The sequence below is a fragment of the Enhygromyxa salina genome, from assembly GCF_000737335.2.
Taxonomy (GTDB): Bacteria; Myxococcota_A; Polyangia; order Nannocystales; family Nannocystaceae; genus Plesiocystis; species Plesiocystis salina_C.
The window spans coordinates 15512-40076 of the sequence record NZ_JMCC02000087.1; the positions used below are offsets into that span (position 1 = coordinate 15512).

Sequence of the window (24565 nt, forward strand, 5' to 3'; positions counted from 1 at the left end):
GGTTGAACGAGTCAGCTCAGCCGATCGGCACGCAGACCAGCTGTTTCTCGGTCTCGTTGGCCTCGTCGCACTCGTTGAGCATCCCGGTGCCCATCCCGTTGTCGTCGACGACCGCCCACACGCTCGCGCTCTCGAGCATCTGCATGGTCTCCAGGGTCACGGTCTCCTTGGCCCCGGCCGGGAGCTGATTCTGGGTCAGCACGGTCCCGAGGTAGCCCAGGTTCTCCTCGTAGAACGAGACCTGGACGCCGGCGCCGACCCCCAGACAGCCCAGGTTGGCGACATCGACCGTCAGCGTCAACGTGGGGCACGCCATGAAGTCGGGGCGCAGGTCGAAGAGCACCAGGTTGGGCGCGCAAAAATCCGAGGCGCCCTGGACGTTGCGACGATACGAGTTGAAGGGATCGCCCATTGGGAACAGCCACGAGCTCTCTTCCAAGGTTGGGATCGAGCCGTCCACGCCGACATTCGTGATGTGATAGCTGTGCTGATTCCAGACCGGGCGGGTGCTGACCCAGTTGTCGAGCGCGTCGCCCCAGACCTCGATGCCAGCGTCGATGCCCCAGCTGACGTCGTTGTTGGTCGAGAACACCAGCTCGGCCTTGAAGTCGCCGTCGACGTCGGCGACGACCGGGTACTCGGTCCGGGTCCGCGAGGAGTTGGGATCGATGAACAGGACCTCGGTGTCGTCCATGATCCCATCGCACTTGGCGCCGACCGGGTCGAGCTCGCAGTCGGGCTCGACGCCGGGGTAGATGCGGATGAATTTCTCGTCGCCGTAGATGACCTCGTTGCGGCCGTCGCCGTCAAAGTCGAACACCGAAGAGCCGGTCACCCGCGAGGAGTCGTCCTCGGTCGCGGCCCGCCACAGCTCGGTGAAGGTCAGCCCGTCAAACTCGACGACGATGTAAAAGGTCGAGCCCGCGGTCGCTACATCTGGCTGCCCGTCGCCGTTGAAGTCGGCGATGTTGGGGGCGCCGCCGCGGTCGGACGAGCCTGGGATGTTGATCTGGTCAATGATGTCGCCGGTCTGCCCGTCGAGCGCGTAGATGTTGCCGCCACGGACCAAGATGACCTCGGGCATGCCGTCCGCGTCGAAGTCCGCGACCCCGCAGCGGCCGTCACCGACCGGCGCCGTCCACCAGGTCGAGCCCGAGAAGTCGCCGCCCTGGACTGTCCCAGAGGTCTTGTAGACCGTGTTGCCGCCGATCAGCTCCGGTCGGAAGTCGCCGTCGAGGTCGGCGATGCACGAGATCGGCCCCTGCCCCTCGACGCCGACCCCGCCATCGCCCTCCCACAGCAGCGCGCCCGTGTTCGAGAAGATCGCCGCGCCAAAGATGATCTCCGGCGCGCCAATTCCGTCCATGTTGGCGATTGAGACCGCGCCGCTGTTTTCGGAGCCCGAGAACGCGTCCGAGCTCCACATCGGCGACCCGTCGCTGTCGATCGCAACGAGCAGCTTGCCCGCGCCTTGAACCACCACCTCGGGCAGCCCGTCCTCGTCGATGTCACCGACCGCCGGGTTCGCGGTCGAGTCGCTCTGGTACATCGGGTCGGTCATCGACCACAGCTGCTGACCGGTGTCTCCGTTGATCGCCCGGATCACCCCCTGCGAGCTGATGTTGCCGCTGATATAGGTGTTGAACACGATCTCGGGCACGCAGTCGCCGTCGAGATCGGCGACGACCGGGATCGACGAGACCTGCACGTTCATCGCCGCGTCCGCCGGGTTGATGTGGGGCCAGCTGACCGTGCAAGACCCGTCCAGGCAGACCTCGGCGGTCTGGCACACGCTGTCGTCGTTGCACGCGACCTGCTTGCGCTCGCCCCAAGTGAACTCGGGCTGCGGCGCGAACTGGTTGGCGGGCGGCTCGTACTTGCAGTTGGGGTCGGCCTGCGAAGGCACGCACAGACCCAGGTCGCCGTCGCAGGTGTAGCCCGGGTCGCAGGTCGACTGATCGGGCTTGGTCGCGCACGAAAATTCCTGGCAACCGCCATCGGGGACCACGCACTCGCCGAGGTAGCAGACCTCGTCGCCGCCGCAGCAGATCTGCTCGGACCCGCACGCTGGCGTGCCGCCGCAGTCGTCGGCGCACGCGCCGTTGAAGCAGACCTGCGAGCCCTCGCAGCAGTCGGCGCCGCACTCGAGCTGCTCGTCGGTGCACATCGGACCCGAGGTGTCGTCCTCGTTGGTGTCGCTGCTGTCGTCGTTGCTGGTCCCGTCGTCGGTCCCGGCGGTCCCCCCGAGCGTGGTCAGGCCCGTCTCTTCTTCGCCGGCCTCGGCGCGGGGTCCGTCGTCGCCACACGCGGCCACGCAGCACGCGAGGGCCACGCCAAGGGTCGACAAAACGTTGAAGGTCAGGCCATGCGGTCGCATGGGGCCCAGCCTACCCCCGCGCAGCGGCACAGTCGCCAACATCTGCGACCGGGGCGCACCGGGCTGCGCGCGCCAGATCTCGGACGATCTCGGCATCCGTCCGCGAGCGCGTGGGTACTCGGTGAGCGCGCAGCGCTTGATTCGGGGCTAGCAGCCGTGCCCGCGCCGACAACAGCCGGACACCAAATCATCACTTGTAAGTCGGGCCAGATTCGCTTCGCATGCTGGGCATGGCACGCCCTCCTCGCCCCTCACGATCTGACGCTGGCCTCGCTCGCCGCGGGTTTCTTCGCGCGACGATGGTCTCGGCCGCGGGCTTGTTGATCGGCGCGTGCAAGGGCGACGACGTCGCCGACTCCGGCACCGGCACCGGCTCCGACACAGGCACCGACACCGGCGGCGAGGAGCGGGTCGTCGTCGATGGCTTCGAGTACTTCCCGCAGTCGGTCGCGTCGGGGGATCCGCGACCGCAGAGCGTGATCTTGTGGACCCGCGTCGAAGATCCCGACGCACCCAACGAGGACCTCGAGCTCGAGCTCGAGCTCGCGTCCGACCCCGAGTTCACCGACATCATTGGACAGCTCGCAACCGTGGCCGCGACCGCGGCCCACGATCACTGCGTCAAGGTCCGGCTCACCGACGTCAGCCCCGGCCAGGCGTTCTACTACCGGTTCGTCTACACCAAAGACAACACCTACTTGGCCAGCCGCGTCGGCCAGGCTCGGACCGCGCCCGCCCCCGAGGACGACGTCGCCGCTCGCTTCGCCGTCGTGTCGTGCCAGGACTTCAGCCGCTGGTACAACGTGCACCTGGCCCTCGCCGAGCAGGACTTCGACTTTGTCGTGCACCTTGGCGACTACATCTACGAGACCACGGGCGACCCCGACTTTCAGGCGCCGATCCCCGAGCGCGCGATTGAGTTTGACGATAAAGCGGGCGCAATTCCGTTCAACGGGGGCGAATTCTACGCCGCGGCCTCGCTCGACAACTACCGGCAGCTGTATCGCACCTATCGCACGGATCGGGCGCTGCAGAGCGTCCACGAGCGCGCACCAATGATCGTCACCTGGGACGATCACGAGTTCTCCAATGATTGCCACGGCTCGACCGCCACCTACTTTGGCGGCACCGTTGACGAGGACGACGTCGCCCGCCGCAAGGCCGCCAACCAGGCGTGGTTCGAGTACATGCCGATCGACGTTCAGGGCGACCCTGAGTTCGACTATGACCCAGCCGCCGCGTTCCCCGGTGATCTGATCATCTATCGGGACTTTGTGTGGGGCAAGAACCTGCACTTGGCGATGACCGACGAACGGACCTGGCGCAGCGATCACCCAATTCGCGAGGACGCGTTCCCGGCCACCGTTGTCGTTGACGAGGCCGCGGTCTTGGCCGAGCTCGGCGAGCTCCCAAGCTACGCCCGGCCCTACTTCGACATTGACACCTGGGACGACGGCAGCCTGCGCGACGCGTTGATCGCCGCGGCTGGCGACGTTGGCTACGATCCCGCGTGGATCACCGGGGACCTCGACGCGCTGTTCGTCAATGTGCTGATCCAGACGATTGATCCGGGCGGCGCCTCGCTGGCCCCGATCCCCGACGCCGACATTCAAATGATGCCGCGCGGGGTCTCGTACGCGAGCATGGGCAAGACGGGCTTCTACGGCAGCTTTGGCGCGCGGGCGTTGGTCGTCAAGCCAGCCTACGACCTGTGGACGCGGCTGCGCTACCAAGAGACCGGCGGCGCCAGCGAGCAAGTATTGGGCGAGGTCCAAGAGGCCTGGCTGCTCGACACGCTTGGTAGCTCGGACCGGACCTGGAAGGTGTGGGGCAACGAATTCGCGGTCAGCCAGGTCGCGATCGACGTCCGCGACCTCGCCCCGGCGCCGTTCAACCAGCTGTATTATCTGAGCCTGGATCTGTGGGATGGCCACCGCAACCGGCGCGACGCCGTGCTCGGCCAGCTCGCGGGGATCGAGAACATGATCGCGATCACGGGGGACATCCACGCCTTCTACGCGACCACGCCGTTCGCAAACGGCGACCCGGAGCAGCGGATCATCGAGCTGATCACCAGCTCGATCACCACGCAGAGCTTCAAGGAGATCCTCGCCGGGATCGTGGCGACCAACCCCGCGCTGGCCAGCTTCCCCGAGGCGGCGTTGCTCGTTGAAGCGCTCGACAGCCTGCTGACCTCATCTTCACTGAAGACCAACCCGCACTTTGGCTACGCGAACAGCGATCTGTATGGGTTTGTGATGATCGATCTCGACGCGACCAAGCTCGACGCCACCTATCACCAGATTGGGCGGGACTACTTGTTCAAGGACTACGCGGGGAACCTGAGCGCGCTGCTGGGCGCGTTCGCAATGGAGCGGTTCCGCGTCAACGCGGGCGAGCGCGAGCTCTATCGTGACTTCAGCGGCGACTGGCGGCGCTGGGATCGGGACACGCAGGCCTGGGTCTAGGCCGGGATCTAGGCCGGGATCTAGGACCGTTTGCCGGCGCGGCACGAGCGTGCGTCCGCGTCTAGGTTGGGCGGCGGCTGGCACTCCTGGAGCAGCGCCGCGACCTCGGCCGGCAGGCGCTCGCGCAGCGCGGCGACGCGGCGCTCGTCGAGCATGCCCGCAAAAGTCTCGCAGACGGCCTGCGCGTGATCTTTTGTGAAGCCGGGGGTCACCCGTTCGCGCTCGGCGACCGCGGCCACGAAGGTTGCAGGACCCCCTGCGCTGGCGCCGTCGAGCACCATCGTGGCAAAGCGCGGCGGCAGCATCGCCGCGACGTCGACCAAGGCCAGCGGCTCGAGTGAATCGAGGCTTCGTCCAATCGCCGCAAACGTGGCAACGACTGCCCGCCTGGCCCCGTGCACACCAAGACCCGTCCGCTGGCGAATCCGCCGCAGGAATTCTTCGTTGTCCACGCTCGGATCTTAACGCCACCCACCCGCGCCGATGCCCAACGCGGCCAGCAAAAAACGCGAGGCTGCGCCCGCGGCGGGCTCTCACCAGGTGAGCTGTCACGGCGTGACGAAGGATCCGAACCCTCAGCTAGGAGCCGGCCGGTAAAGCTCGCGCTCGTTCGGCTCCTCGCCCGCCAAATACTGCGGACGCTGGTGGTACTCCTGCAGCGACACCGCGGGCAACACCCGCCCGTGCACGCGCACAGACTCGATCGCATACACGCCCGCGTGGGCCCCAGAGATCGTCGTGAAATAGGGAATGTGTTGCACCAACGCCGTGCGCCGGATCGACAGCGAGTCGCGAATCGCCTGCTCGCCCGAAGAGGTGTTGATGACCAGCGCGACCTCGCCATTGACCATGCGATCGACAATGTGCGGTCGGCCTTCCAGCACCTTGTTGACGGTCTCACACTGAAGCCCTGCGGCTCGCAGCGTCGCCGCGGTTCCGCGCGTGGCCAGCAGCGAGAAGCCCATGCGGCGCAAGTGCTTGGCGACGGGGATCACCGCCTGCTTCTCGAGATCGCTGACGCTCACGAACACGACCCCGGCTTGCGGCAGCTCGACGCCAGCCCCGCTCATGCCCGCGTGAAAGGCCGCGCCAAAGTCCTTGGCGATCCCCATGACCTCGCCTGTGCTGCGCATCTCGGGCGACAGCAGCACGTCGATACCGGGGAACTTCATGAACGGAAACACGGGGACCTTGACCGAGACGTGCTCGGGCACCCGCTCGCGCACGCCAAGCGCTTCTAGGGTCTTGCCCACCCCGACCAAGGCCGCGAGTTTGGCGAAGGGCGTACCGGTCGCCTTGGACACGAAGGGCACCGTTCGCGACCCGCGCGGGTTGACCTCGATGATGTACAGCCGCTCGCCCTTGAGCGCGTATTGAACGTTCATCAGACCGACCACGCTCAGCTCGCGAGCCAGGGCCGTCGTCGTGCTGCGGATCTCGTCAATGATCGCGCTGGGGATTGAGACCGGCGGCATGCAGCAGGTTGAGTCACCCGAGTGAATGCCGGCCTCTTCGACGTGCTCCATGACCCCCGCGATGACCACGTCTTTGCCGTCGGCGACCGCGTCAACGTCAAACTCCACGGCGTTGGCCAAGAATTCGTCGATCAGCACCGGGTGGTCCGGCGAAGCCCGCACCGCCAGCGTCATGTAGTTGGTCAGCTGCGCGTCGGAATAGACGATCTCCATGGCCCGCCCGCCAAGCACGTAGCTGGGCCGCACGATCACCGGGTACCCAATCTGGTGGGCGATCTCGAACGCCTGCTCGCTCGAGCGCGCCACCCCCCAGCGCGGCGCGTGCAAACCCAGGCGGTTGACCAGCTCGCCAAACCGCCCACGATCCTCCGCGCGGTCAATTGAGTCGGCCGCGGTGCCCAACAGCTTGTGACCCGCGCGCTCGATCGCCGAAGCCAGCTTCAGCGGCGTCTGCCCACCAAACTGCACGAGCACCCCCACGATCTCGCCGCGCGCGGCCTCGGTGTCGAGGATGTCCAGCACGTTCTCGCGGGTCAGCGGCTCGAAATACAGGCGATCGCTGGTGTCGTAGTCCGTTGACACGGTCTCGGGGTTGCAGTTGACCATCACGGTCTCATACCCGGCGTCGCGCAGCGCGAACGAGGCGTGACAGCAGCAATAGTCAAACTCGATCCCCTGGCCGATGCGGTTGGGCCCGCCGCCCAGGATCACGACTTTCTTGCGATCCGAGACGTTGGATTCGTCCTCTTCTTCGTAGGTTGAATATAGGTAGGGCGTATCGGTCGCAAACTCGCCTGCGCAGGTGTCGATTGTCTTGTAGACCGGGCGAATCCCGGCTTGCAGGCGACGCTCGCGGACCGCGTCTTCGGAGGTGTTGCACAGCGCGGCGATCCGCGGATCGGAGAGGCCGGCGCGCTTGGCCTCGTGCAGCAGCTTGACGCTGCACACCTGCCCGCGCTGCCCGGTTGCGAGCCGCTGCTCGAGCTCGATGATCGCGGCCACGTGATGCAGGAACCATGGATCGATCGAGGTCCGCTGGTGCACGGTCTCGATGCTCATGCCCAGGCGCATGGCCTCGGCGATCAACCACAAGCGCTGCGGCGTGGGCCGGCTGATCAGCGCCTCGAGCCGATCCAAGTCGCGCTCGGGCAGGTCCAGATCAAAGCCCCAGGTCTCGGTCTCCATGCTGCGCATGGCCTTGCCAAGCGACTCGCGGACCGTGCGTCCAATCGCCATCGCCTCGCCAACGGACTTCATCTGGATCGTCAAGGTGTCGTCGGCGCCCTTGAACTTCTCGAACGCGAAGCGCGGGATCTTGGTGACGATATAGTCAATGCTTGGCTCGAAGCTGGCCGGCGTGACCTTGGTGATGTCGTTGTTGAGCTCGTCGAGGGTGTAGCCAACGGCGAGCTTGGCCGCGAACTTGGCGATTGGGAACCCGGTCGCCTTCGACGCCAGCGCCGACGAGCGGCTGACCCGAGGGTTCATCTCGATCACGATCATGCGACCGGTCTCGGGGTCGATCGCAAACTGGATGTTGCAGCCGCCCGTGGTCACGCCGATCTCCACGACCACCGCCCGCGCCGCGTCGCGCATGGCCTGGTACTCCTTGTCGGTCAGCGTGAGCGCTGGCGCCATGGTGATCGAGTCACCGGTGTGCACGCCCATTGGATCGAGGTTCTCGATCGCGCAGATGACCACGAAGTTGTCCTTCGCGTCGCGCATGACCTCGAGCTCGTACTCTTTCCAGCCAAGCACCGACTCTTCGATCAGCGCCTCGGAGCGCAGCGACTCCGAGAGCGCGTGCGCGGCCATGTGCTCGAACTCTTCGCGGTTGTAGGCGATCGCGGCCCCCGAGCCGCCCATCGTGAAGCTGGGTCGAATGATCGCCGGAAACCCGATCTCGTCGAGCGCGGCGCGGGACTCGAGCATGTCGTGGACATAGAACGAGCGCGGCACGTCCAGCCCGATCTTCTGCATCGCGGCCTTGAAGCGATCGCGGTCCTCGGCCTTCTCGATCACATCGAGCGGGGCCCCGAGCAGCTCGACGCCGTGGTGCTCGAAGATCCCGCGGCGACCAGCCTCGAGCGCGAGGTTCAGCGCCGTCTGCCCGCCGACCGTGGGCAGCACCGCGTCGGGCTTGGACTTGCGCAGGACCTGGTCGAGATCGTCGGGCGTGAGCGGCCGGATGTAGGTCTCGTTGGCCAGCTCCGGGTCGGTCATGATCGTCGCCGGGTTGGAGTTGATCAGCACGACCTCGTAGCCCTCTTCGCGCAGGGCCTTGATCGCCTGGGTGCCGGAGTAGTCGAACTCGCAGGCCTGACCGATCACGATCGGCCCAGAGCCCAACACACAGATTCGCTTGATGTCATCGCGACGAGGCATGGCGGGGTGCTCTGGCGCGCTACTTACCCGCTCGGGCGAGGGGGCGCAACGAGCTGGCTTCGCGCTGGCGACGCGAGCTGATCACGCGAGCTTGGGCCATGTCCCGACGCTCGCTCCCGATCGCGCTTGGCTTGGTGCTTGCGACCTGCGGCGGCGAACCAGACACCAGCGACGCGGATCCCATGAGCGAGGACACCAGCGGCGATGGCGACGGAGACGACGCGATCAGATCCCAACCAGACCACGATCCCCCCCGCGACGCGACCACGCTTGGCCCGCAGCTCGACGAGCTCAGCGCCGAGCGGATCGAGAACCTCGCGTGTGGGGGCGCCTCGTGCTCGCACCCGGCAGGCAGATGGATCAGCGCGCGAACAGCTGGTTCTCGCGGACCTTCACGACCTCGCCGTAGCGCTCGAGCTCACGCACGTCCACCCGCCGCGGATCGCCGACCACCAGCAGCATCACCGGCCGATCCGCGACCTGGGCCGCATGGAACGCCTCGATGTCGGCGAAATTCAACTGCGCATATTCTTCAATCAACCACTTGCCCGGGTCATCGGCGTAGCCCAGCCGCCGCCAGCCGGCCAATGTGCTGTGCAGCTCACGAAACCCCGGGCTCCGCGTCTCGAGGCCGCGACCCAGCGACGAGCGGATCGCGTCCATCCGCTCGGGCTTGACGGGCAGCTCGCGGATCAGCCCCATCATCACGGCAATGGCCTCGGCGGTCTTGTCGGCCTGGCAGCCAATTCCACCGACAAAGTACCCGGCCTGCGCAGGGTTGTCGTCGCGCGCGAACCGGCCCGAGGCCGAGTAGGCGAGCGCCCGAAACTCGCGGATCTCTTGAAACACCACGCCGGCCATGCTCCCACCCATGTACTCGCTGTAGGCGTCGGCGGCCGCCAGCTGCTCGCGGGGCACCGCGTCCCCGTCAACCAAGAACACGAGCTGGGTCTGGATCGCGTTGCGCCGCGGCAAGAAGAACACGGTGTCGCGGTCAGGCATCACGCGCGGCCGCACGACGTGCTCGACGGCCGACTCGCGCGACCCGTCGAGCTGCAGCCCGGCGCCAAGCAGCTCTTGCAGCTCGGCGAGCGCTCGTTGACCGGTGTAGCGGATCTCCAGCGCGTAGCCCTGGGCCCGCTGCCACGCCGCGATCAGCTCCTCGCCCGACAGCTTGCGCAGCCCGTTGCGGCCATAGTCGCGCAGATAGTAGGACTGCTCGCCATACATCACGTACTCGCGCAGGGCGCCCGCGACATGGCTGGGATCCCGTCGCTGGACCCGCTCGTAGCCAGATCGCTCGCGGCGCATCACCTTGCTGCGCTTGCGATCCGCGACCGGCTCGCGCAGCAGCGCGTCGAGCAGCTCTAGCGCCGCCGGAAGCTGCGGCTCGGGCCCGGTCAGCCGGACCACCGTCTCGTCTAGGGTCGCGCCAATCGTGAAGGTCGTGCCCAACAGCGACAGCGCCTCACGAAACGCCGCGGGTGAGTGCTCGCGGGTACCAATGCGATCGATGTATTCGGTCGCAACCCCAAGCTCGCGGATCCGATCCGTGCCAACCTTAAACCGCAGGTCCAGCGTATAGGTGTCATTAAAGGGGTTGGCGTTGGTCCGCAGGGTCACGCCCGGTGAGATCTGGGTCGTTGCGACGTCGGCCTCGAAGTTCACAAAGCGCAGCGCGGCCGGGGCGTTGGGCTGCGACATGACCTCGTCGTAAAACTGCGAGTGGGCCCCCGCGACCGGGTCAACGGCCGGATAGTGCGGCTTGGACAAGCGCGTCTTCTTGGCAAAGCCAACCCGCGAGCGCATCGCCAGATAGTCTTCGCCAAACAGCTCGCCGGCCACGCGCATCACGTCTTCGCGGGTCAGCGTCGCCAGCTGTTCGCGGTAGTCCAGGTAGCCGGCCCAGCTGTCGCGGCGAATGAAGCTGTCGGCCAGCGCCAGCGCCCGCGCTTCGTTGTCTTCCCACTTGCGATCCTCGGCCCGGCGCAGGCCGTCGCGGATCGCCAGCATCCGCTGCTCGTCAAACTCGCCGCGGGCGACCCGGTGATACTGCTCTAGGATCTGCTGCTCGGCGTTCTTGAAGGTCTGGCCCAGGATCCGCGGCGCAAAGAACACGATGTCGAGGCCGTGGTCGGCGAACTCTTGCATGAAGGGCAGCGCGATCAGGATCTTGCCTTCGTCGACCAGGTTGTCGATGAAGCCCGAGCCCTGCTCGTTGAACAGCAGCTCGCGCACGACCTGCAGCGCGGCGTAGTCGGGGTGCCGCGTGGGCACGGTTCGAAACCCATAGGCGCCGACCCGCACTGGCGTGAGCCGCAGCTTGACCAGCTCGCGTCCGTCAAACGGCTCAACGGTTCCGCCGCGCGGCTCGGGCTTGGGGCCGCTGCGCCACGCACCAAATTGCGCCTCGATCACCGGCATGATCGCGTTAGCGTCAAAGTCCCCAGACAGCACCAACGCCACGTTGTTGGCCACGTAGTACTCGTCAAAATAGGCCTGCATCGCGACGAGCGAGGGCTGCTCGAGGTGCTCGACCTCACCAAGCACCGACTGGGTGCCATACGGATGATCAGGGAACGCGCGGCGAATGAAGGCCTCGTAGAGCCGAACCTCGAAGCGATCGAGCGAGATGTTCTTCTCTTCGTAGACGGCCTCGAGCTCGGTCGGGAACAGCCGAAACACGGGGTCGGTGAAGCGATGCGCGTAGATCTGCAGCCAGGTGTCGATCTGCGAGGTCGGGAAGGTGTTGTAGTAGACCGTCTCGTCCTCGGTGGTGAACGCGTTGACCCCGGACCCGCCAGTCTCTTCCAGCATGCGGTCGAGCTCGTTGGGGATCACGTAGGCGTAGGTCTGCTCGACGGTCTTCGCTATATCCGCCTGAAGCTTGGCGCGCTGCTCGTCGGTCGTGGCCCGCTTGTGGCGCTCGTAGAGCTCGACGATCTGGGCCTGCAGCTGCTGCTCGGCGGCCCAGTTCGAGGTCCCCAGCGTCTTGGTGCCCTTGAACAGCATGTGCTCGAGGTAGTGGGCCATCCCGGTGTTGTCCGCCGGATCATTCTTGCCACCCGTGCGGACCACCACCGCGCCGAACACCTCGGGCCGCTCATGGTTCTCGCTGAGCAGCACGGTCAGGCCGTTGTCCAGCACGATCTGCTTGACGCCGATCGGGTCGCCCTCGTAGGTTTGAAACTCGAAGCTTGGCGTCGGAGCTGGCGGGAGCTCTGCCTCGCTCGGCTGCGCGTCGGTCTCGACCGTCCCGACGGTCTCGGGTGGCGCGAACAACAGCGCAATGGTGAGCATGAGCAGCCTGGCGAACACCACAAAGCTCTACCACGCTCGACCGCCCTCGATCGCGCTCGGCCCCGGCTGGTGGGCAGGGTCCCGAGCGCTGATTTTTGTTGTAAGTTGGCGGGGGCCTGCAGTAGACAGCAACGCACCAAAGCCATGAATCGAATTGTCCCGACCCTCACCATCATCATTTCTTTGGCGCTTGGCTGCACGAGCGAGCCCGCCCAACCAGCCAAGCCGGCCCAGCCAGCTGAGCCCGTCAAGCCCGTCGAGCCCGTCGAGCCCGTCGAGTCCGTCGAGCCCGTCGAGCCGGCTCCCGACCAGCCCGACCAGCCCGACAAACCCAAGATCTCGACAGGCGAGTGCGACGAGCAGCAGGCCAAGATCTCGGCGCAGGCCGACGAGCGCGCCGCGCCGTGGAGCGCCCTCGCCCACCTCGAGAAGAACTTCCCGGACATGAAGGTCTCGTGGCTGATGAAAGAGGCCCCGTTCCAGACCTACGTGGTCGAGACCAACGCCACGAACTTCGGCCGCTGCAACGACACCGGCTGCTACCTGTTCGCGGCGCCAACATCGGTGATCGAGGCCGCCGTGGAGAAGTCGGTCACCGGCGAGACCCACGACGCAGCCGTGCTCGGCCAAGCGCTCGGGCTGCCGGCCGCCAACTTCGAGGGGCCACTGCGGATGATGACGCTCGATCTCAGCGCTTCGGGCTCGTGCGTGCGGCTGCCCGTCGACGAGGACCCCGGCGTCTGGAAGTGCGAGAGCGAAGCGGACACAGACTGCTTCAAGTTCGGCGGCTACACGTCTGGCGGTGTGCCCGAGCTGATGGTCATCAACGCGCCGGTTGCCCTCGCCACCGTACGGGCGATCCAATGACCGAGGAGGTCGTCTACCAGAGCCCCCTCATGTACCGGATCCTGCGTGACGACGCGGGCTTGGTGATCGAGGTGGTGGTCGGCGGGATCGCCATGTCAACGGTCCGCGTGCGCCTGAGCGCAGAGCAAGCGCTTGCCTATGAGCGCGACGGCAGCGGCTTCTCGGATCAGCTGGCCAACGCGATCATGGCCTCGCCTCGCTCCTATCAATGACTGCGGCGCCAATCACATCTGGGGCTGCTCCTGCCGTTGTCGGTCGGCGCAGCCCCAGACGCACCTGACGACGCGACTTCAAACTAGACTGATCGGTGCTAGCGGCGGCTCAGCAGCTTGCCGTCGAAGCGATGCTCGTCGCCGACGTGCTTACGGATCACCGCCGCGTGCTCGGTCAGATCCCAGCCGAGATCCGAGAGCCCGTCAAAGATCCGCGAGCGCAGCCGCACCGAGTCTTCCTCGGGCTTGTCGAGCTGGCCGATCAGGGCGCCTAGCGCCTGCTCTTCGGCGTTGTCGATCAGCGCCTCGATGCAGAAGAACCGGACCCCCTCGTCGGGATCCTCGAGGTACTTCATGAGGATCGGGCCCACGCGCGGGTCCTCGATCTCCTTGATGTGCATCAGCATCTGCAGCTTGGCGCTGGTGTCCCGCTCGTAGATCGGCGGGTGAACCTCCAGCAGCGAGTCCAGGATCTCCCACTCCTCGGCCTCGTTGGCGACGTCTTCGACGATGCGCAGCGCCCACGCGATGCCTTCGGCGTCCTTGCAGAACCGCTTGATCGGCTCGAGCATGGGCTTGCCGATCGCCGAGAGCCGCTTGTAGAGCCAGCCCTTCTCTTCCTCGTCGTCGATGCTCTTGCTCGCGTTCATGGTGAAACGCATGAGCAGCGCCACGTACGCCTCGATGCTCTGCTCTTCGAGATCGTGGCGCTCGGCCGAGCCTTCGGGGTGCTTTTGACCCTTGTCCCAGCTCTGCGACCCGATCTTGAACAGGTCCTCCATCGCGCCGTAGCGGTCGACGGACTGCGAGTACTGGTTGACGACGCGCTTGATGAGCTTATCGATCCGGGTCTTGCCGCGTCCCTTGCCGCCCCCAGATCCGAACAACATTTCTTTGAGTCCCACGCGTGCCTGCCTTCGTGGATTGAGCCCACGAATTCCGGGCTTTTACCTCGCAGTGCCGCGACCGGCAAGCAGCCTCAGGCGCCGTCGGTGCCGGTGTCCGTGCCCGTGTCGGTGCCGGTGTCCGTATCTGTGCCGGTGTCCGTGCCCGTTTCCGTGCCCGTATCTGTGTCGGTGTCCGTGCCCGTGCCCGTGTCCGTGCCCGTGCCCGTGTCAGATCCGCTCTCGCCGGTGGTACCCGATCCCGTCGCTTCACCGTCAGAGTTCCCGCCGAGCGCGCAGCTGCCCCAGTTGCCCTCGTTGGGTTTGACCGCGGAGCCCACCCGATGGCAGCAGTTGTCGGCTTCGCACGCGTAGTCGGGCGGACACTGGTTGTCACCGTTGAACTCGCACGAGAACAGCACGTCGCCAGATGGGGGCGCGAAGCAGCCGACCAGCGCACCGAGGGCGCACCCCAGCAACAGACAGCTCAGGACTCGTGTCGTTGGCATCACAGGCAATCGCAGGGATGATCAAAAGCGCAGGCTCAGGCCCCCAAGGCTTGGATCGAGCCGCACGCCCGCGGTTGTGGACCGCCCGCCGCGACGGCGTTGGCTCGCGTCGATCGCGAAGATCGCCACGCCAGCGACAAGCGTGGCCGCGCCGCCAATGATGAAGCCGCGCGCCAGCCACTGGTAGGTCTGCCCCTGGCGAAGCAGCTGCTCGTACTCGCCGGCGAGCGGTCCGTAGAGGTTGGTGCGGCCGGTGCTGAGATCGAAGCCGTAGGCCAGGCGCTCGGCCTTGTCCTGCCGTGTCTCGGCCACCCCGGCCAAGATCCCACCGGTGGTTGCGAGCGCCACCGCGCCGAAGGTGGTCCACCAGCCAGCCGCCTGCAGCCTGGGCAAGCGCTCGGGCACGCCCGCGACGTTGTCGCTCAGGCTCTCGCCCTCGAGGTCCGACTGCGCGCGCGTGGCGTTGGGGTCGTTGGGGTCGACGATCGCTCCCGCGACGCCCCCACCGCTGGGGGCCTCGCCGCGCTCGACCTGCGTGACCTCGGGCTGGACGGCGTCGGACTCAGCCTCGACCTCACTCGCGGGGTCACCGACTTGCGGGTTCGCCTCACCTGGGTCGACGGGCCCATCCGCGTCACCCGGCTCGCTTGGCTGCGGCTGCGCGGGCGCGGGCGACATCACGAGCGCCAGCGCGAGCATCGGACCGAGCACGATCGGGACAACGGGCATGCGGCCCGGAGAATAGCGGTCCGCCGCGGGCCCGCAAAGCCTGGCGCCGCTGCGCACACTTCTAGTGCAGGGATCCGGCGCTGGTGTCCGTCGCGCGCACAAATGCTATGCCCCTGTCCGTGAGCGCTGCGCACATCGCCAGCCCCCCGCGCCGGCCCAAGCCCCGCGCGCGCGTGTCGTCGCGCGTGCTGGTTGGCGCGCTCGCCCTGGTCTCGCTGGGGTGCCCGCTGTCCGGCACCGGCGGCACGAGCAACGGCCCGCGATCCAACTACCCGCCGGCCTCGGTCTACGAGATCGATCCGCAGTTCAGCGGCGAGTGGGTTGGCGACGTCGACGGCCTCCGCGGCACGCTCAACATCGGCGAGCTCGATGACCGTGCGTTCTTCGGCTCGTTCGTGACCCGGGACAACGCGACCGAGTACACCTTGCTGCTCGAGCACTCCTACGTCGACACAGAGGACGGCGTCGAGGTGCCCAGCAACCGCGTCACCTTCACCTGGCAAGATGGGTTGGGCAGCCGGGGCAAGGGGTGGTTGTTGATCAACCGCGAAGACACGGCGCTCACCGGGTCGTTTGGGTATGGGGTGGCGACCGAGGGGCTGGGGGAGTGGAGCTTCGTCCGCGCGGACTTGTAGGGGCGTGGGCCACTTCAGTGCTCGATCGTCACGTTGACGCCCCCACCAAAATCAGCGGGGGCGCGCACCTGCAGCGAGTACCGACCCGCGGTCAACTCCACCGGGCCAACGAACGGGCCTGGTCCCGTCAGCACTTTCCCGCAGGGCTCACACTTCGCCAGGGTCAGCTCCACCCCAGGTAGATCCCCGCCGTCTTCGCCCCACATCGAGGCGAAATAGGTGTCGTCCGCGTCAACGTCGAAGCGCCGGATGAGCCACATCTGGTTGTCCACGGGTCCAGCCATGATGTCGTTGGCGCACGCCAGCGTGAAAGTGACGTCGATGGCGTGCTCGCCGTTGACGCTGACGAGACCAAGATCGGGCGCGGCCTGTGCTGCCCCGCACGCGAACACGCGCGACTGATACTCCCTGAAGTTGTTGCAGGAAGGTCCGAGCTCGGGCTCGAAGTTCGCCAGTAGCTCGTGGGTCGTCATACCCAGCACAGTCTCGAGGGCCGCGGACAGAGCTGGGCCGTCTGGGTATCGACCCGTGATCCGGCAAACGTCCAACACCGCGTCCACCCCAAATTGCTCGACGAGGTAGGCCATGAAGCGGCCAAGGATCCCGTACTCGGCGCTGCTGCGAGGGTGGTCAGACGGAGCCCCCATCCGGGTCATCAATAGATCGAAGTCGCTGGTCTTCGCGTCACTACCGAACGTCCTGCCATAGAAAACGGCCAAGCCTTCACCAAGGGCACTCGGGCAGCTGGCCGCGGCGAAGGCGGTCATATGGACCATCTCGTGCTCATGGGGCAGCACCGGAGTGTGAATGCATTGGTCTTCCGGGACAAAGCACGCGAAGTCGTCGCTGCACGGGAGGTCAGCGGCGTACTGTTCGGGCGAGTACCATCGATATGGGCCCAGGTGCTCTGTCACGCCAAACTCCACTGCGAGCGCGCCCGCGTAGGCGTCCACGTACGCGAAGGTTCCCCCGCAGGTCTCGTCCGCGGTGCGGTCACGACCGTCAATGTCAATCCACTCGCCCAGGAACAGCCAGTTGGGTTGGTATGGTTCCTCCGCGCACGCGCTGGTGCTGAGCGAGAGCATGGTCGCTCCCGCCACCCACACCCCCCTCATTCGTCCCATCGGCTGTCCCCAAGCGTGACCGTCCACAGATTACCGCCGCCATCCTCAAACTCGACATTGAAGCTATCGATGCCCCAAGATCCGTGATCCTTGGTGAACCACATGTCGGTGGAATTCGAGGTCATGAATCGGTTGGCTCCGCCGGAGGCATCGACGCCAGAGACCACGAACTGCGCGGCCCCTGCGGGGACCTCTCCGGGTCCTTGCAGCCCGCTATGGTCAGCGTGGCGATCTGGGCGGCGACGAAAACTCGGTGGAGTTTGGCGTGAGCGTGAGTCGTCATCACGCCTGGGCGTCTACTCGACTTATCGGGCTGTCTTACTGGCAACATTTGCGTATCGGTGATTTCATTCCGACGCCCGACCGTTCGGCGCTACCGCTCGCTTCATGCAGGCCTAGCAAGAGGCTCGTCGGCGCCCGTACCGCGCGGCCCGGCCACGCCGTAGCCGACCTTCTGCGTGGCGATGCCGGCGGCCCGCCGCGGGCCCCCCCGGTCGAGATACTGCTCGAGCCATGACGATGGGATTGCGCGGCGTCCCGCGCGTCGATAGGCTCGATCGAACGATGCGATGGTCGACGCGAGCTGCTGGAATGATAGCGCTGCTGGGTGTGGCCGCCTGCGGACCTCCGCGACTCGGCTCATCCGCCGACTCGGACAACGCCAACGAAGAGACAACGTCGCTCGAGACCGGCAGCGACGACGGCACGCACGATCCGACAGCGACCACCAGCGCCTTCGTGCCCGTAGTCGACGCGTCCCCGGGCGCGTGCGACCCCTTGAAGCAAGATTGCAGCAACGGTGAGAAGTGCGTGCCATATGCCAGCTCGGGCAGCACCTGGGATGCGTTCAAGTGCGTGCCCACGCTCGGCAATCAAGCAACGGGTGAAGCATGTACCTACGCCGGCCCAATCGAGGCTACCGATGACTGCGACGACCAAAGTTACTGCTGGAACGTCATGGACGTCGACGGCGAGGGCGTGGGCACCTGCCATGCGTTTTGCACGGGGACCTGGGACGCTCCAATGTGCCCCCCCATGTCCGCGTGCATAATCACCAGCGGAGGGGTCCCGGCGCTGTGTCTCCCCACCTGCGATCCGGTCGCGCAAGATTGCGAGGAGGGCCAGGCCTGCTATTGGAATTCCAACGGCTTCCGCTGCATGTTCACGAACGAGGACATTCCCCCCGGCGAGGCTTGCAGCTACATCAATGATTGCGCCGCTGGCTCGCACTGCACCACCGCCGAGCTGACGCCCAATTGTGAGGGTGGCAACTGTTGCATGCCGTTTTGCAGCCTCATGCTCGGGGATCAGCAATGTGCCGATGTGCCCGGGACCACCTGCGTGTCGTTCTTCGAAGAGGACATGGCACCGCCCGGACTCGCACACGTCGGTGTGTGCATCTCACCAGGGTGAGCGGCCGCCGCCCGCGGCCTCGCCAAGCGCGCCGCGTCGGTGACCGTCAGCCAATCGGGGGTGCTTGGCGCGGTTGCTGCACACCCTCGCACCATGCAACCCAGTCAAACCCGAGAACGAGAAGCAAAGCCCAACACCGTGGCAGCGGTCATGACCCGGGATCCCTTGACCCTGCCCAGCTCGGCCTCGCTGACCCAGGCCGCTGGGGCGATGCGAGACAACGACATTGGCTCGATCCTGGTCGTGGATGGCGACGCAAAGCTCGCGGGCATCGTCACCGATCGCGACATCATCGTGCGCGCGATCGCGGACGGGCAAGACCCCAACAAGGTGCCGGTGAGCCGGATCGTCAGCAAGCCCAAGACGACCCTGAGCCCAAATGACTCACTTGACCGCGCGGTCGAGTTGATGGGTTCCAATTCGATCCGCAGGATCCCGGTGGTTGACGACGGGCGCGTCGTGGGGATTGTGTCACTTGGTGACCTGGCCGCGATCCGCGATCCAAAATCGGTCCTTGGGCAGATCAGCACCGCTCCCGCGAGCCACTGAGCAGCATCATGTCAGGGGCAGACGAACTCATCCAGGCGAGGCAGGCCCGCGCCGTCGCAGAGGAATCTCGTGAGCGACAATGGACCGGCGCCAGCTTCATCCAAGATCTGTTCATGGGCCGATTTCGCCTCGACCTGGTTGAATCGCTCGAGTTCCAGCCGCCCGCGCGGCCCGAGTTTGCGCAGTTCATGCAGGCCTTGCGCGGGTTCTTGCTCACCAACGTCGACCCCGTCGAGATCGACGCGAGCGGCGAATACCCTCCGCATGTGATCGAGGGGCTGCGCGAGCTCGGGGCGTTTGGCCTGAAGATCCCCAAAGACTACGGCGGCCTGGGCATGTCGCACATCGAATACGTGCACGTCATGGAGCTGCTTGGCAGCCACGACGCGAACGTGACCGCGCTGCTCTCGGCCCACCAGGCGATCGGCGTACCGCAGCCGATCATGCTATTCGGCAGCCCGGAACAAAAGCGCAGGTTCTTGCCGCGCTGCGCCAGGGGGGCGATCTCGGCGTTCGCGTTGACCGAGCCGGCCGTGGGGTCGGACCCCGCCCGGATCCAGACCCGCGCCGCGCTCAGCGAGGATCAAAGCCACTATGTCCTCGACGGGGACAAGCTGTGGTGCACCAACGGCACGCTGGCCGAGCTGTTGGTGGTCATGGCCCGCGATCCGGCGAGCGGTCGGATCAACGCGTTCGTGGTCGAGACCGCGTGGCCCGGCGTCAGCATCGAGCATCGCTGTCGGTTCATGGGCCTGCGCGCGCTCGCAAACGCATACATTACATTTCGCCAGGTTCGCGTGCCGAAGGACAACCTGATCGGGCCGGTCGGCGAGGGCCTGCGGGTGGCGCTGACAACCCTCAACACGGGGCGCCTGACCCTGCCGGCTGCGACCGCGGGGGCGGCCAAGAAGTGCGCAGAGATCGTGCGCAAGTGGTCGAGCGCGCGGGTTCAGTGGGGCCAGCCAATCGGCAAGCACGAGGCGATCGCCCACCTCAACGCCAAGATCGTGAGCTCGGCGCTCGCCATGGAGTCGGTCGCCTACGCGGTGGGTGAGCTCGCGGACCGAGAACAATTCGACATACGCCTCGAGGCCGCGGCGGCCAAAGAGTGGAACACCGTGCGAGCCTGGCACCTGCTCGATGACACCCTGCAGGTCCGTGGCGGCCGTGGCTACGAGACCGAGCTGTCGCTCGCGGCCCGCGGGGAGCCGGCGATCGGCGTCGAGCGAGCGCTGCGCGACGCGAGGATCAACACGATCTTCGAAGGCTCGAGCGAGATCATGCACCTGTTCATGGCCCGCGAGGCGGTTGACGAGCACCTCGAGATCGCAGGCGCGCTCGTCGATCCCCAGGCGAGCGGAGCTCAGCGCGTCGCCGCGCTCCCGGGTGCGCTGGGCTTTTATGCGTGGTGGTATCCAAGCCGCTGGATCGGCTGGGGTCGGTGGCCTCGCTACCGTGGTTACGGGCGGCTCGCGGGGCACCTGCGCTTTGTGGATCGCTGCTGCCGTCGGCTCGCGCGAGCGGTGTTTCACGGGATGGCGGTGTATCGGGCCAAGCTCGAGCGCAAGCAGGCGTTCTTGTTTCGTGCCGTCGACGTGGCCATGGAGCTGTTTGTGATCACGGTGACGATCCGCCGCGCGCACTTGTTGCACGCGCGCGATCCAGGCTCGAGTTCGACCACCGGCGCGCTCGAGCTCGCCGACTTGTTCGCCTCGGGAGCGCGTGAGCGGATCCGCCAGCACCTGCGAGCGCTGTGGCACAACGACGACAACGCCGGCTACGATGTCGGGCGCCAGCTGCTCGCCGGTCGCTATGCATGGCTCGAGCGCGGGATCATCGGGATCGCGGAGCAGGCCGACGAGCTCGTGCCCAAGTCGATCGATGAGCTGCTCGCGGCCGAGCACGCCCCGCGCGAGCAGGTCGAGGGATCAGAAGACCGCAGGGCCGGCTAGTGCGAGGCACTTGTCCTGGGTCGGTCCCGCACGATCGATCGCGTCATCGACTCATCGCGTCATCGCGTCATCGCGTCCAGCTGTGCGTAGCTCGGGTGCTCGGGCCCAACCGTGTCACGCAGCTCCCGGGCCGCGACCCGAGCCCGCCGCAGCGCCGCGATGAAGTCCCCGTCGAACAGCGCGGCGGCGACGTCATCGAGCTGCTTGGCGGCGCTGGCCCATCGGGCCGCATCAACACTCGACTCCAGGGCGACTTCACGGCTGGCTTCGTGGGGCATGCTTGGCTCACATCGCAAGCGTCATGCCAGTGGTCGTCGTGCCAGGGTCGCGCTCGACTTCGATCAATTTGGGCGCGTTTTGTCAGGAGCGTCGCTCGCTGGCGGGTCCACGGGCGACCCGGTACCCGCCGGGCATGACAGCCGCGTCAAGCCGATCAACGCGAGCAGTCAGGCAAACGCCCGCGCTGGCGCTCGTCCGCGGGGGGAAGCCAGCGTGATGACCGGTTCACACACGCTCACGCCTCGCAGCTCACCCAGGCACGCGGACCGCGTGGTAGATCCCCAATCATGCGACGTCGTCGGTTTCGTCTGGGCCTTGGGGCCGCTGTGCTCTCGTTGACGCTGGCGTTCGGCTGCGCCTGGCAGGGCCACGTCAAGAAGGGCGACGAGTTCATGGCCGCGGCCAACTACGACGCCGCCGCGACCGAGTACGCCGAGGCGCTGCGCCTGCACCCAGACGACGAGGAGATCATCGCCAAGCTGGCCGACGCCCAGCTCGGTCAGATCGAAGCGCGGGTCCAGAGCGTCCGCGCGGCGCTGACCTCCGGCGCAAACTCCCAGGCGATCGCGCTCACCGCCGAGGCCTACAAGATCCTCCCCACTCACCCCAAGACCATCGCGCTGGTCGACGAGGTCGTGGAGGTCACCAGTCAGCGCGCCACCCAAAGCGCCGAGGCCGGACAGTTCGCTGACGCCATGCAGATCTTCGACGCGATCGGCAACGGACTGCCCAGCGCGGCGAGCCGGGTGAGCGCGGCGAAGCAAGCGGTGACCCAGGCATGGGTCGCGCAGCTGAGCGAAGCGGCGGCGACGGCCCAGGGCGCGGGCCGGGTCGGCTCGGTGTTGATGTATCAGAGCAAGATCGCGGCGCTGAGCGGCCAGGGCATCGCCGAGCGCGACGCCGCCCGAGCCCAGGTCGTCGCGCAGCTGCGCTACTTCGTGCAGGTCAAGACCAAGTCCAACGACGAGGGCGCCAACACGGTCGCGGCCGCGCTCAGCGGTCGTCAGGGCGCGTCCTTGCTCGAGGTCGGCAGCGCGGGCGAGCGGCCAGCGGCGACCCTCACGATCGAGTTTGGCAAGCCCAAATTCTCGACCGACAAGCAGACCCGCCAAGAGACGGCCCAGTATCAGTCGGGCACCAAGCAGGTCCCCAACCCGTTCTACAAGATGGCCCAAGACGACGTGCTCGACGAAGAGCGCCGCCTGATGGAGCGCGAGAACGACGTCACCAAGCAAGAGCGATACGTTGATCAGTACACCGCCGACGTCGCCCGCGAAGGCGACACACCCGGGACCACGACCGGCGCCGAGCAGAACCTGAGCAACGCCCGCAGCCGGCTCGAGGCCAACCGTCGCTCGCTCGAGGATCAGCGCAACACGCTGATGCGCGCCAAAGAGAAGGCCGCGAGCACGGCCCAGACCACCGAGGAGGCCGTGTACTCGACGCACAGCTACACGGTCACCACCCACAAGCTCACCGTCACCGTCCAGGCCAAGGCCAAGCTCGACCACGCAGACGGCCGGCCTGGGTCAACGATGGATCAGCCGCTGAGCGCCTCGGCCCAAGACGACACCCACCCAGCCCAGAACATCGCGGGGGTGGCCGAAGATCCCCTGTCGCTGCCGGGCAAGCACGAGCTCGCAGCCGAGCTGTACATGCAGGCGGCGCCAACGGTGGGGCAGCTGGTCGCGGCCAGCTTCGCGGACTATCGGGCGGGGCTGCTCGCGCAGGCCAACGCGGCGACGGATCCAGGCGAGAAGCTCGAGCTTTTGCTGCGCTATGTGATTGTGGATCCGCAGTACGCCGACGCGAGGATCGTCGCAGACGTGCTGACGATCAGCGGCGTGCCGGACGTGGCCGCGCTGCTGTTGGCCCAGTAGCGCGCGTCCCATGGAGAGCCCCCTTCAGGGCCTTCAGCGGGCCACACATGCGGATGCGAACAAGCGGCCCCGAGGAGCGAAACGACCAGACTCCTGCCAGCAGAAAATCAGGAGCCGCCATGTCCACCAAGCCCACCTCGAAACGCCGCCACTTCACCGCCGAGCAGAAGGCCGCCATCGTGCGCCGCCACATGGTCGACAAGGTCCCCGTCTCGGACCTGGGTGACGAGTACGAGATCCAGCCCAGCGTCCTTCACGGCTGGCACAAGCAAGTCGCTGACAACCTCGCTCAGGCCTCCGCCTGCTGGCTAGCTAGGAAGACTCCGAGTCCGGAACTCTCGCTATTTCGTGCTGGAGCTCTCGGAGCTCTTTGTGTCCCCCGCCTGCGGCCGCATCACTCAGCGATTGTAGGCGCAACGAAAGCCTATGGTCGGAGCTACCGTTTCCAGAGGCACGCTCACGTACAACGCAGGCATGCCACGGATATCACTCCTCCAGGACTGCCCCACGAGATAGGCCTCACCATCAGCATCGATGTCGCTTGTCCATTCGCTCAGGTTCGCGTGCATGTCGTACACACCGTCCGCTGTGATGTCTGCAGTGCTCCCGACCACACAAGGTCGCTCGAGGGTCCCGTCGAGGCAAGATGCGCTATCATCCCAATCCTCACCCCACGGGTAGCTCAGACCAGCCGATCCACCCCGGTACGCCCATCGCCACTCGATGAATGATGGGAGCCGCCCGCCTGTCCACTCACAATACTGGCTAGCCGCGTGCCAAGTCACGCCGCTCACCGGCAGTCGGGGGTCTCCACGCCCGTACGTACCCCACGGCAGCTTAGGAGGGGGGACGCACCGACCGCCTCGAACGCACTCATGGTAGGCGCCCACCGTTACTTCCGTCACGGCCAGGCAGAAGCTTGACAGTCGAAGCTTTGCGGCTGCTATCGCCCTTGTTCCAGCCGGACATTGCTGCGCTTCCGGATTGTCGGCTGAGCTCTCTCGAGCCATTAATAGTTCGTTCTCGGCCCGCTGTTCGACGAGCGCTGTGGGACTCGCTGCCGCTGCCGGTGCGCAGCGTGCGGAGACGCCGGCTACGATAGTCAGCAAGGCTCCGAGCAGGCGCGTCAAAATGAGAGACCCTGGCGAAATGGCCCCTGGCGCACTAGTCCTGAAGTAAGCGCGTTCACCAGACGGGCATGTGAGTCAGATCCAAAACCATAGTTGGAGCCCTCCGAGGAAGTGCAAGCAACCTCGACCCCAATCCCGCAGGACTCCAAGTGAAGAAGTCTACCCCACTCCCGCGAGCAAGTCACACCAACAATGGCACCTCGGTACCGCACGACGAACTTCCCTGGCCCGAGCGCCGGGGAACCGTGCTGGGCTACCGCAAGCTCCATCTCGAGCAAGACGAGCGGCCGGACGTGTACCGTCCCGCGTTATTTGCGAGATGTTGTCCCACGATCACCACGTGGCTGCACAGCCTCGGCATGACCCTGCGTGACAGTCGGCCGGCCGAGTTGCAGCT

General features: G+C 66.3%; 20 protein-coding genes and 1 pseudogene. 10 read left to right on the forward strand and 11 right to left on the reverse strand.

Annotated features, from left to right (window positions below; all coding sequences use genetic code 11):
- Nucleotides 1–16: 16 nt before the first annotated feature.
- Complete coding sequence (locus tag DB30_RS28685; protein ID WP_052554899.1) at nt 17–2377, reverse strand: FG-GAP-like repeat-containing protein; 2361 nt, start codon at nt 2375–2377, stop codon at nt 17–19.
- A 230-nt stretch (nt 2378–2607) separates the two neighbouring features.
- On the opposite strand from DB30_RS28685, the gene DB30_RS28690 reads away from it, so the two are divergent.
- The gene (locus tag DB30_RS28690) at nt 2608–4845 is read left to right on the forward strand and encodes an alkaline phosphatase D family protein (RefSeq protein ID WP_146661032.1); all 2238 of its coding nucleotides are present in this window, start codon (nt 2608–2610) and stop codon (nt 4843–4845) included.
- Between the two features lie 20 nt (nt 4846–4865).
- On the opposite strand, the gene DB30_RS28695 is transcribed toward DB30_RS28690, so the two are convergent.
- From DB30_RS28695 to DB30_RS28710, 3 genes are all read right to left on the reverse strand, one after another.
- Complete coding sequence (locus DB30_RS28695) at nt 4866–5297, reverse strand: DUF2267 domain-containing protein (RefSeq protein ID WP_052554903.1); 432 nt, start codon at nt 5295–5297, stop codon at nt 4866–4868.
- Nucleotides 5298–5420: 123 nt separating this feature from the next.
- Complete coding sequence (gene carB / locus DB30_RS28700; protein WP_052554905.1) at nt 5421–8705, reverse strand: carbamoyl-phosphate synthase large subunit; 3285 nt, start codon at nt 8703–8705, stop codon at nt 5421–5423.
- Nucleotides 8706–9065: 360 nt separating this feature from the next.
- On the reverse strand, nt 9066–12023 hold the full coding sequence (locus tag DB30_RS28710) for a M16 family metallopeptidase (protein ID WP_146661034.1): 2958 nt from the start codon (nt 12021–12023) through the stop codon (nt 9066–9068).
- 126 nt (nt 12024–12149) lie between these two features.
- Between DB30_RS28710 and DB30_RS28715 the strand changes: the two genes are divergently transcribed.
- Together DB30_RS28715 and DB30_RS28720 are read left to right on the forward strand one after the other, a co-directional pair.
- Nucleotides 12150–12872 carry a hypothetical protein gene (locus DB30_RS28715; RefSeq protein ID WP_240480351.1) on the forward strand — a complete coding sequence of 241 codons (723 nt, stop codon included), beginning with the start codon at nt 12150–12152 and terminating at the stop codon, nt 12870–12872.
- A complete protein-coding gene (locus tag DB30_RS28720; protein WP_052554911.1) occupies nt 12869–13084 on the forward strand; it encodes a hypothetical protein in 216 nt (71 codons plus the stop codon). Before DB30_RS28715 ends, DB30_RS28720 begins: the two co-directional genes overlap by 4 nt.
- A gap of 98 nt (nt 13085–13182) precedes the next feature.
- Here DB30_RS28720 and DB30_RS28725 read toward each other — a convergent pair whose 3' ends face one another.
- The 3 genes from DB30_RS28725 to DB30_RS28735 all read right to left on the reverse strand — a co-directional run bounded on the left by DB30_RS28725 (nt 13183) and on the right by DB30_RS28735 (nt 15206).
- Nucleotides 13183–13989: a HEAT repeat domain-containing protein gene (locus tag DB30_RS28725; RefSeq protein WP_146661036.1), complete on the reverse strand. Its 807-nt coding sequence runs from the start codon at nt 13987–13989 to the stop codon at nt 13183–13185.
- A 74-nt stretch (nt 13990–14063) separates the two neighbouring features.
- Nucleotides 14064–14477, reverse strand: coding sequence for a hypothetical protein (locus tag DB30_RS41755; protein ID WP_052554915.1), 414 nt, complete (start codon nt 14475–14477; stop codon nt 14064–14066).
- Nucleotides 14478–14498: 21 nt separating this feature from the next.
- Entirely contained in the window at nt 14499–15206 is a 708-nt protein-coding gene (locus DB30_RS28735) for a hypothetical protein (RefSeq protein WP_052554917.1), read from the reverse strand.
- 119 nt (nt 15207–15325) lie between these two features.
- Here DB30_RS28735 and DB30_RS28740 point away from each other — a divergent pair, with 119 nt between their 5' ends.
- Nucleotides 15326–15841 carry a hypothetical protein gene (locus DB30_RS28740; RefSeq protein WP_146661038.1) on the forward strand — a complete coding sequence of 172 codons (516 nt, stop codon included), beginning with the start codon at nt 15326–15328 and terminating at the stop codon, nt 15839–15841.
- Between the two features lie 14 nt (nt 15842–15855).
- On the opposite strand, the gene DB30_RS28745 is transcribed toward DB30_RS28740, so the two are convergent.
- Together DB30_RS28745 and DB30_RS28750 are read right to left on the reverse strand one after the other, a co-directional pair.
- Nucleotides 15856–16926 (reverse strand): hypothetical protein, encoded by a 1071-nt coding sequence (locus tag DB30_RS28745; protein ID WP_052554921.1) that lies wholly within the window; start codon nt 16924–16926, stop codon nt 15856–15858.
- Between the two features lie 26 nt (nt 16927–16952).
- A complete protein-coding gene (locus tag DB30_RS28750; protein ID WP_153258427.1) occupies nt 16953–17090 on the reverse strand; it encodes a hypothetical protein in 138 nt (45 codons plus the stop codon).
- Nucleotides 17091–17556: 466 nt separating this feature from the next.
- Here DB30_RS28750 and DB30_RS28755 point away from each other — a divergent pair, with 466 nt between their 5' ends.
- The 3 genes from DB30_RS28755 to DB30_RS28765 all read left to right on the forward strand — a co-directional run bounded on the left by DB30_RS28755 (nt 17557) and on the right by DB30_RS28765 (nt 20879).
- Complete coding sequence (locus DB30_RS28755) at nt 17557–18378, forward strand: hypothetical protein (RefSeq protein WP_052554923.1); 822 nt, start codon at nt 17557–17559, stop codon at nt 18376–18378.
- Between the two features lie 93 nt (nt 18379–18471).
- The gene (locus DB30_RS28760) at nt 18472–18927 is read left to right on the forward strand and encodes a CBS domain-containing protein (protein ID WP_052554925.1); all 456 of its coding nucleotides are present in this window, start codon (nt 18472–18474) and stop codon (nt 18925–18927) included.
- 8 nt (nt 18928–18935) lie between these two features.
- Entirely contained in the window at nt 18936–20879 is a 1944-nt protein-coding gene (locus DB30_RS28765) for an acyl-CoA dehydrogenase family protein (protein ID WP_052554927.1), read from the forward strand.
- Between the two features lie 59 nt (nt 20880–20938).
- Here the strand turns inward: DB30_RS28765 and DB30_RS28770 are convergent, their stop codons facing one another.
- A complete protein-coding gene (locus tag DB30_RS28770) occupies nt 20939–21157 on the reverse strand; it encodes a hypothetical protein (RefSeq protein WP_052554929.1) in 219 nt (72 codons plus the stop codon).
- A gap of 288 nt (nt 21158–21445) precedes the next feature.
- Between DB30_RS28770 and DB30_RS28775 the strand changes: the two genes are divergently transcribed.
- Together DB30_RS28775 and DB30_RS43210 are read left to right on the forward strand one after the other, a co-directional pair.
- Nucleotides 21446–23038, forward strand: coding sequence for a hypothetical protein (locus tag DB30_RS28775; protein WP_146661040.1), 1593 nt, complete (start codon nt 21446–21448; stop codon nt 23036–23038).
- A gap of 119 nt (nt 23039–23157) precedes the next feature.
- Nucleotides 23158–23316 (forward strand): annotated as a pseudogene (locus DB30_RS43210) (transposase); the annotation flags it as partial.
- Nucleotides 23317–23436: 120 nt separating this feature from the next.
- On the opposite strand, the gene DB30_RS43215 reads toward DB30_RS43210, so the two are convergent.
- Nucleotides 23437–24048, reverse strand: a complete 612-nt coding sequence (locus tag DB30_RS43215) for a formylglycine-generating enzyme family protein (RefSeq protein WP_146661048.1) — start codon at nt 24046–24048, stop codon at nt 23437–23439.
- A 269-nt stretch (nt 24049–24317) separates the two neighbouring features.
- On the opposite strand from DB30_RS43215, the gene DB30_RS41760 reads away from it, so the two are divergent.
- Nucleotides 24318–24565 (forward strand): hypothetical protein (locus DB30_RS41760; RefSeq protein WP_205633091.1); only part of this gene is annotated, 248 nt, incomplete at its 3' end.

What these genes read in the sequence shown, in the direction of transcription:
- DB30_RS28685 (WP_052554899.1), bottom strand. Translation starts at nt 2,377, where the DNA reads ATGCGACCGCATGGCCTGACCTTCAACGTTTTGTCGACCCTTGGCGTG.
- DB30_RS28690 (WP_146661032.1), top strand. Translation starts at nt 2,608, where the DNA reads ATGGCACGCCCTCCTCGCCCCTCACGATCTGACGCTGGCCTCGCTCGC.
- carB (WP_052554905.1), bottom strand. Translation starts at nt 8,705, where the DNA reads ATGCCTCGTCGCGATGACATCAAGCGAATCTGTGTGTTGGGCTCTGGG.
- DB30_RS28715 (WP_240480351.1), top strand. Translation starts at nt 12,150, where the DNA reads ATGAATCGAATTGTCCCGACCCTCACCATCATCATTTCTTTGGCGCTT.
- DB30_RS28720 (WP_052554911.1), top strand. Translation starts at nt 12,869, where the DNA reads ATGACCGAGGAGGTCGTCTACCAGAGCCCCCTCATGTACCGGATCCTG.
- DB30_RS41755 (WP_052554915.1), bottom strand. Translation starts at nt 14,477, where the DNA reads ATGCCAACGACACGAGTCCTGAGCTGTCTGTTGCTGGGGTGCGCCCTC.
- DB30_RS28735 (WP_052554917.1), bottom strand. Translation starts at nt 15,206, where the DNA reads ATGCCCGTTGTCCCGATCGTGCTCGGTCCGATGCTCGCGCTGGCGCTC.
- DB30_RS28745 (WP_052554921.1), bottom strand. Translation starts at nt 16,926, where the DNA reads ATGCTCTCGCTCAGCACCAGCGCGTGCGCGGAGGAACCATACCAACCC.
- DB30_RS28750 (WP_153258427.1), bottom strand. Translation starts at nt 17,090, where the DNA reads ATGACCTCGAATTCCACCGACATGTGGTTCACCAAGGATCACGGATCT.
- DB30_RS28755 (WP_052554923.1), top strand. Translation starts at nt 17,557, where the DNA reads ATGATAGCGCTGCTGGGTGTGGCCGCCTGCGGACCTCCGCGACTCGGC.
- DB30_RS28760 (WP_052554925.1), top strand. Translation starts at nt 18,472, where the DNA reads ATGCAACCCAGTCAAACCCGAGAACGAGAAGCAAAGCCCAACACCGTG.
- DB30_RS28765 (WP_052554927.1), top strand. Translation starts at nt 18,936, where the DNA reads ATGTCAGGGGCAGACGAACTCATCCAGGCGAGGCAGGCCCGCGCCGTC.
- DB30_RS28770 (WP_052554929.1), bottom strand. Translation starts at nt 21,157, where the DNA reads ATGCCCCACGAAGCCAGCCGTGAAGTCGCCCTGGAGTCGAGTGTTGAT.
- DB30_RS28775 (WP_146661040.1), top strand. Translation starts at nt 21,446, where the DNA reads ATGCGACGTCGTCGGTTTCGTCTGGGCCTTGGGGCCGCTGTGCTCTCG.
- DB30_RS43215 (WP_146661048.1), bottom strand. Translation starts at nt 24,048, where the DNA reads ATGGCTCGAGAGAGCTCAGCCGACAATCCGGAAGCGCAGCAATGTCCG.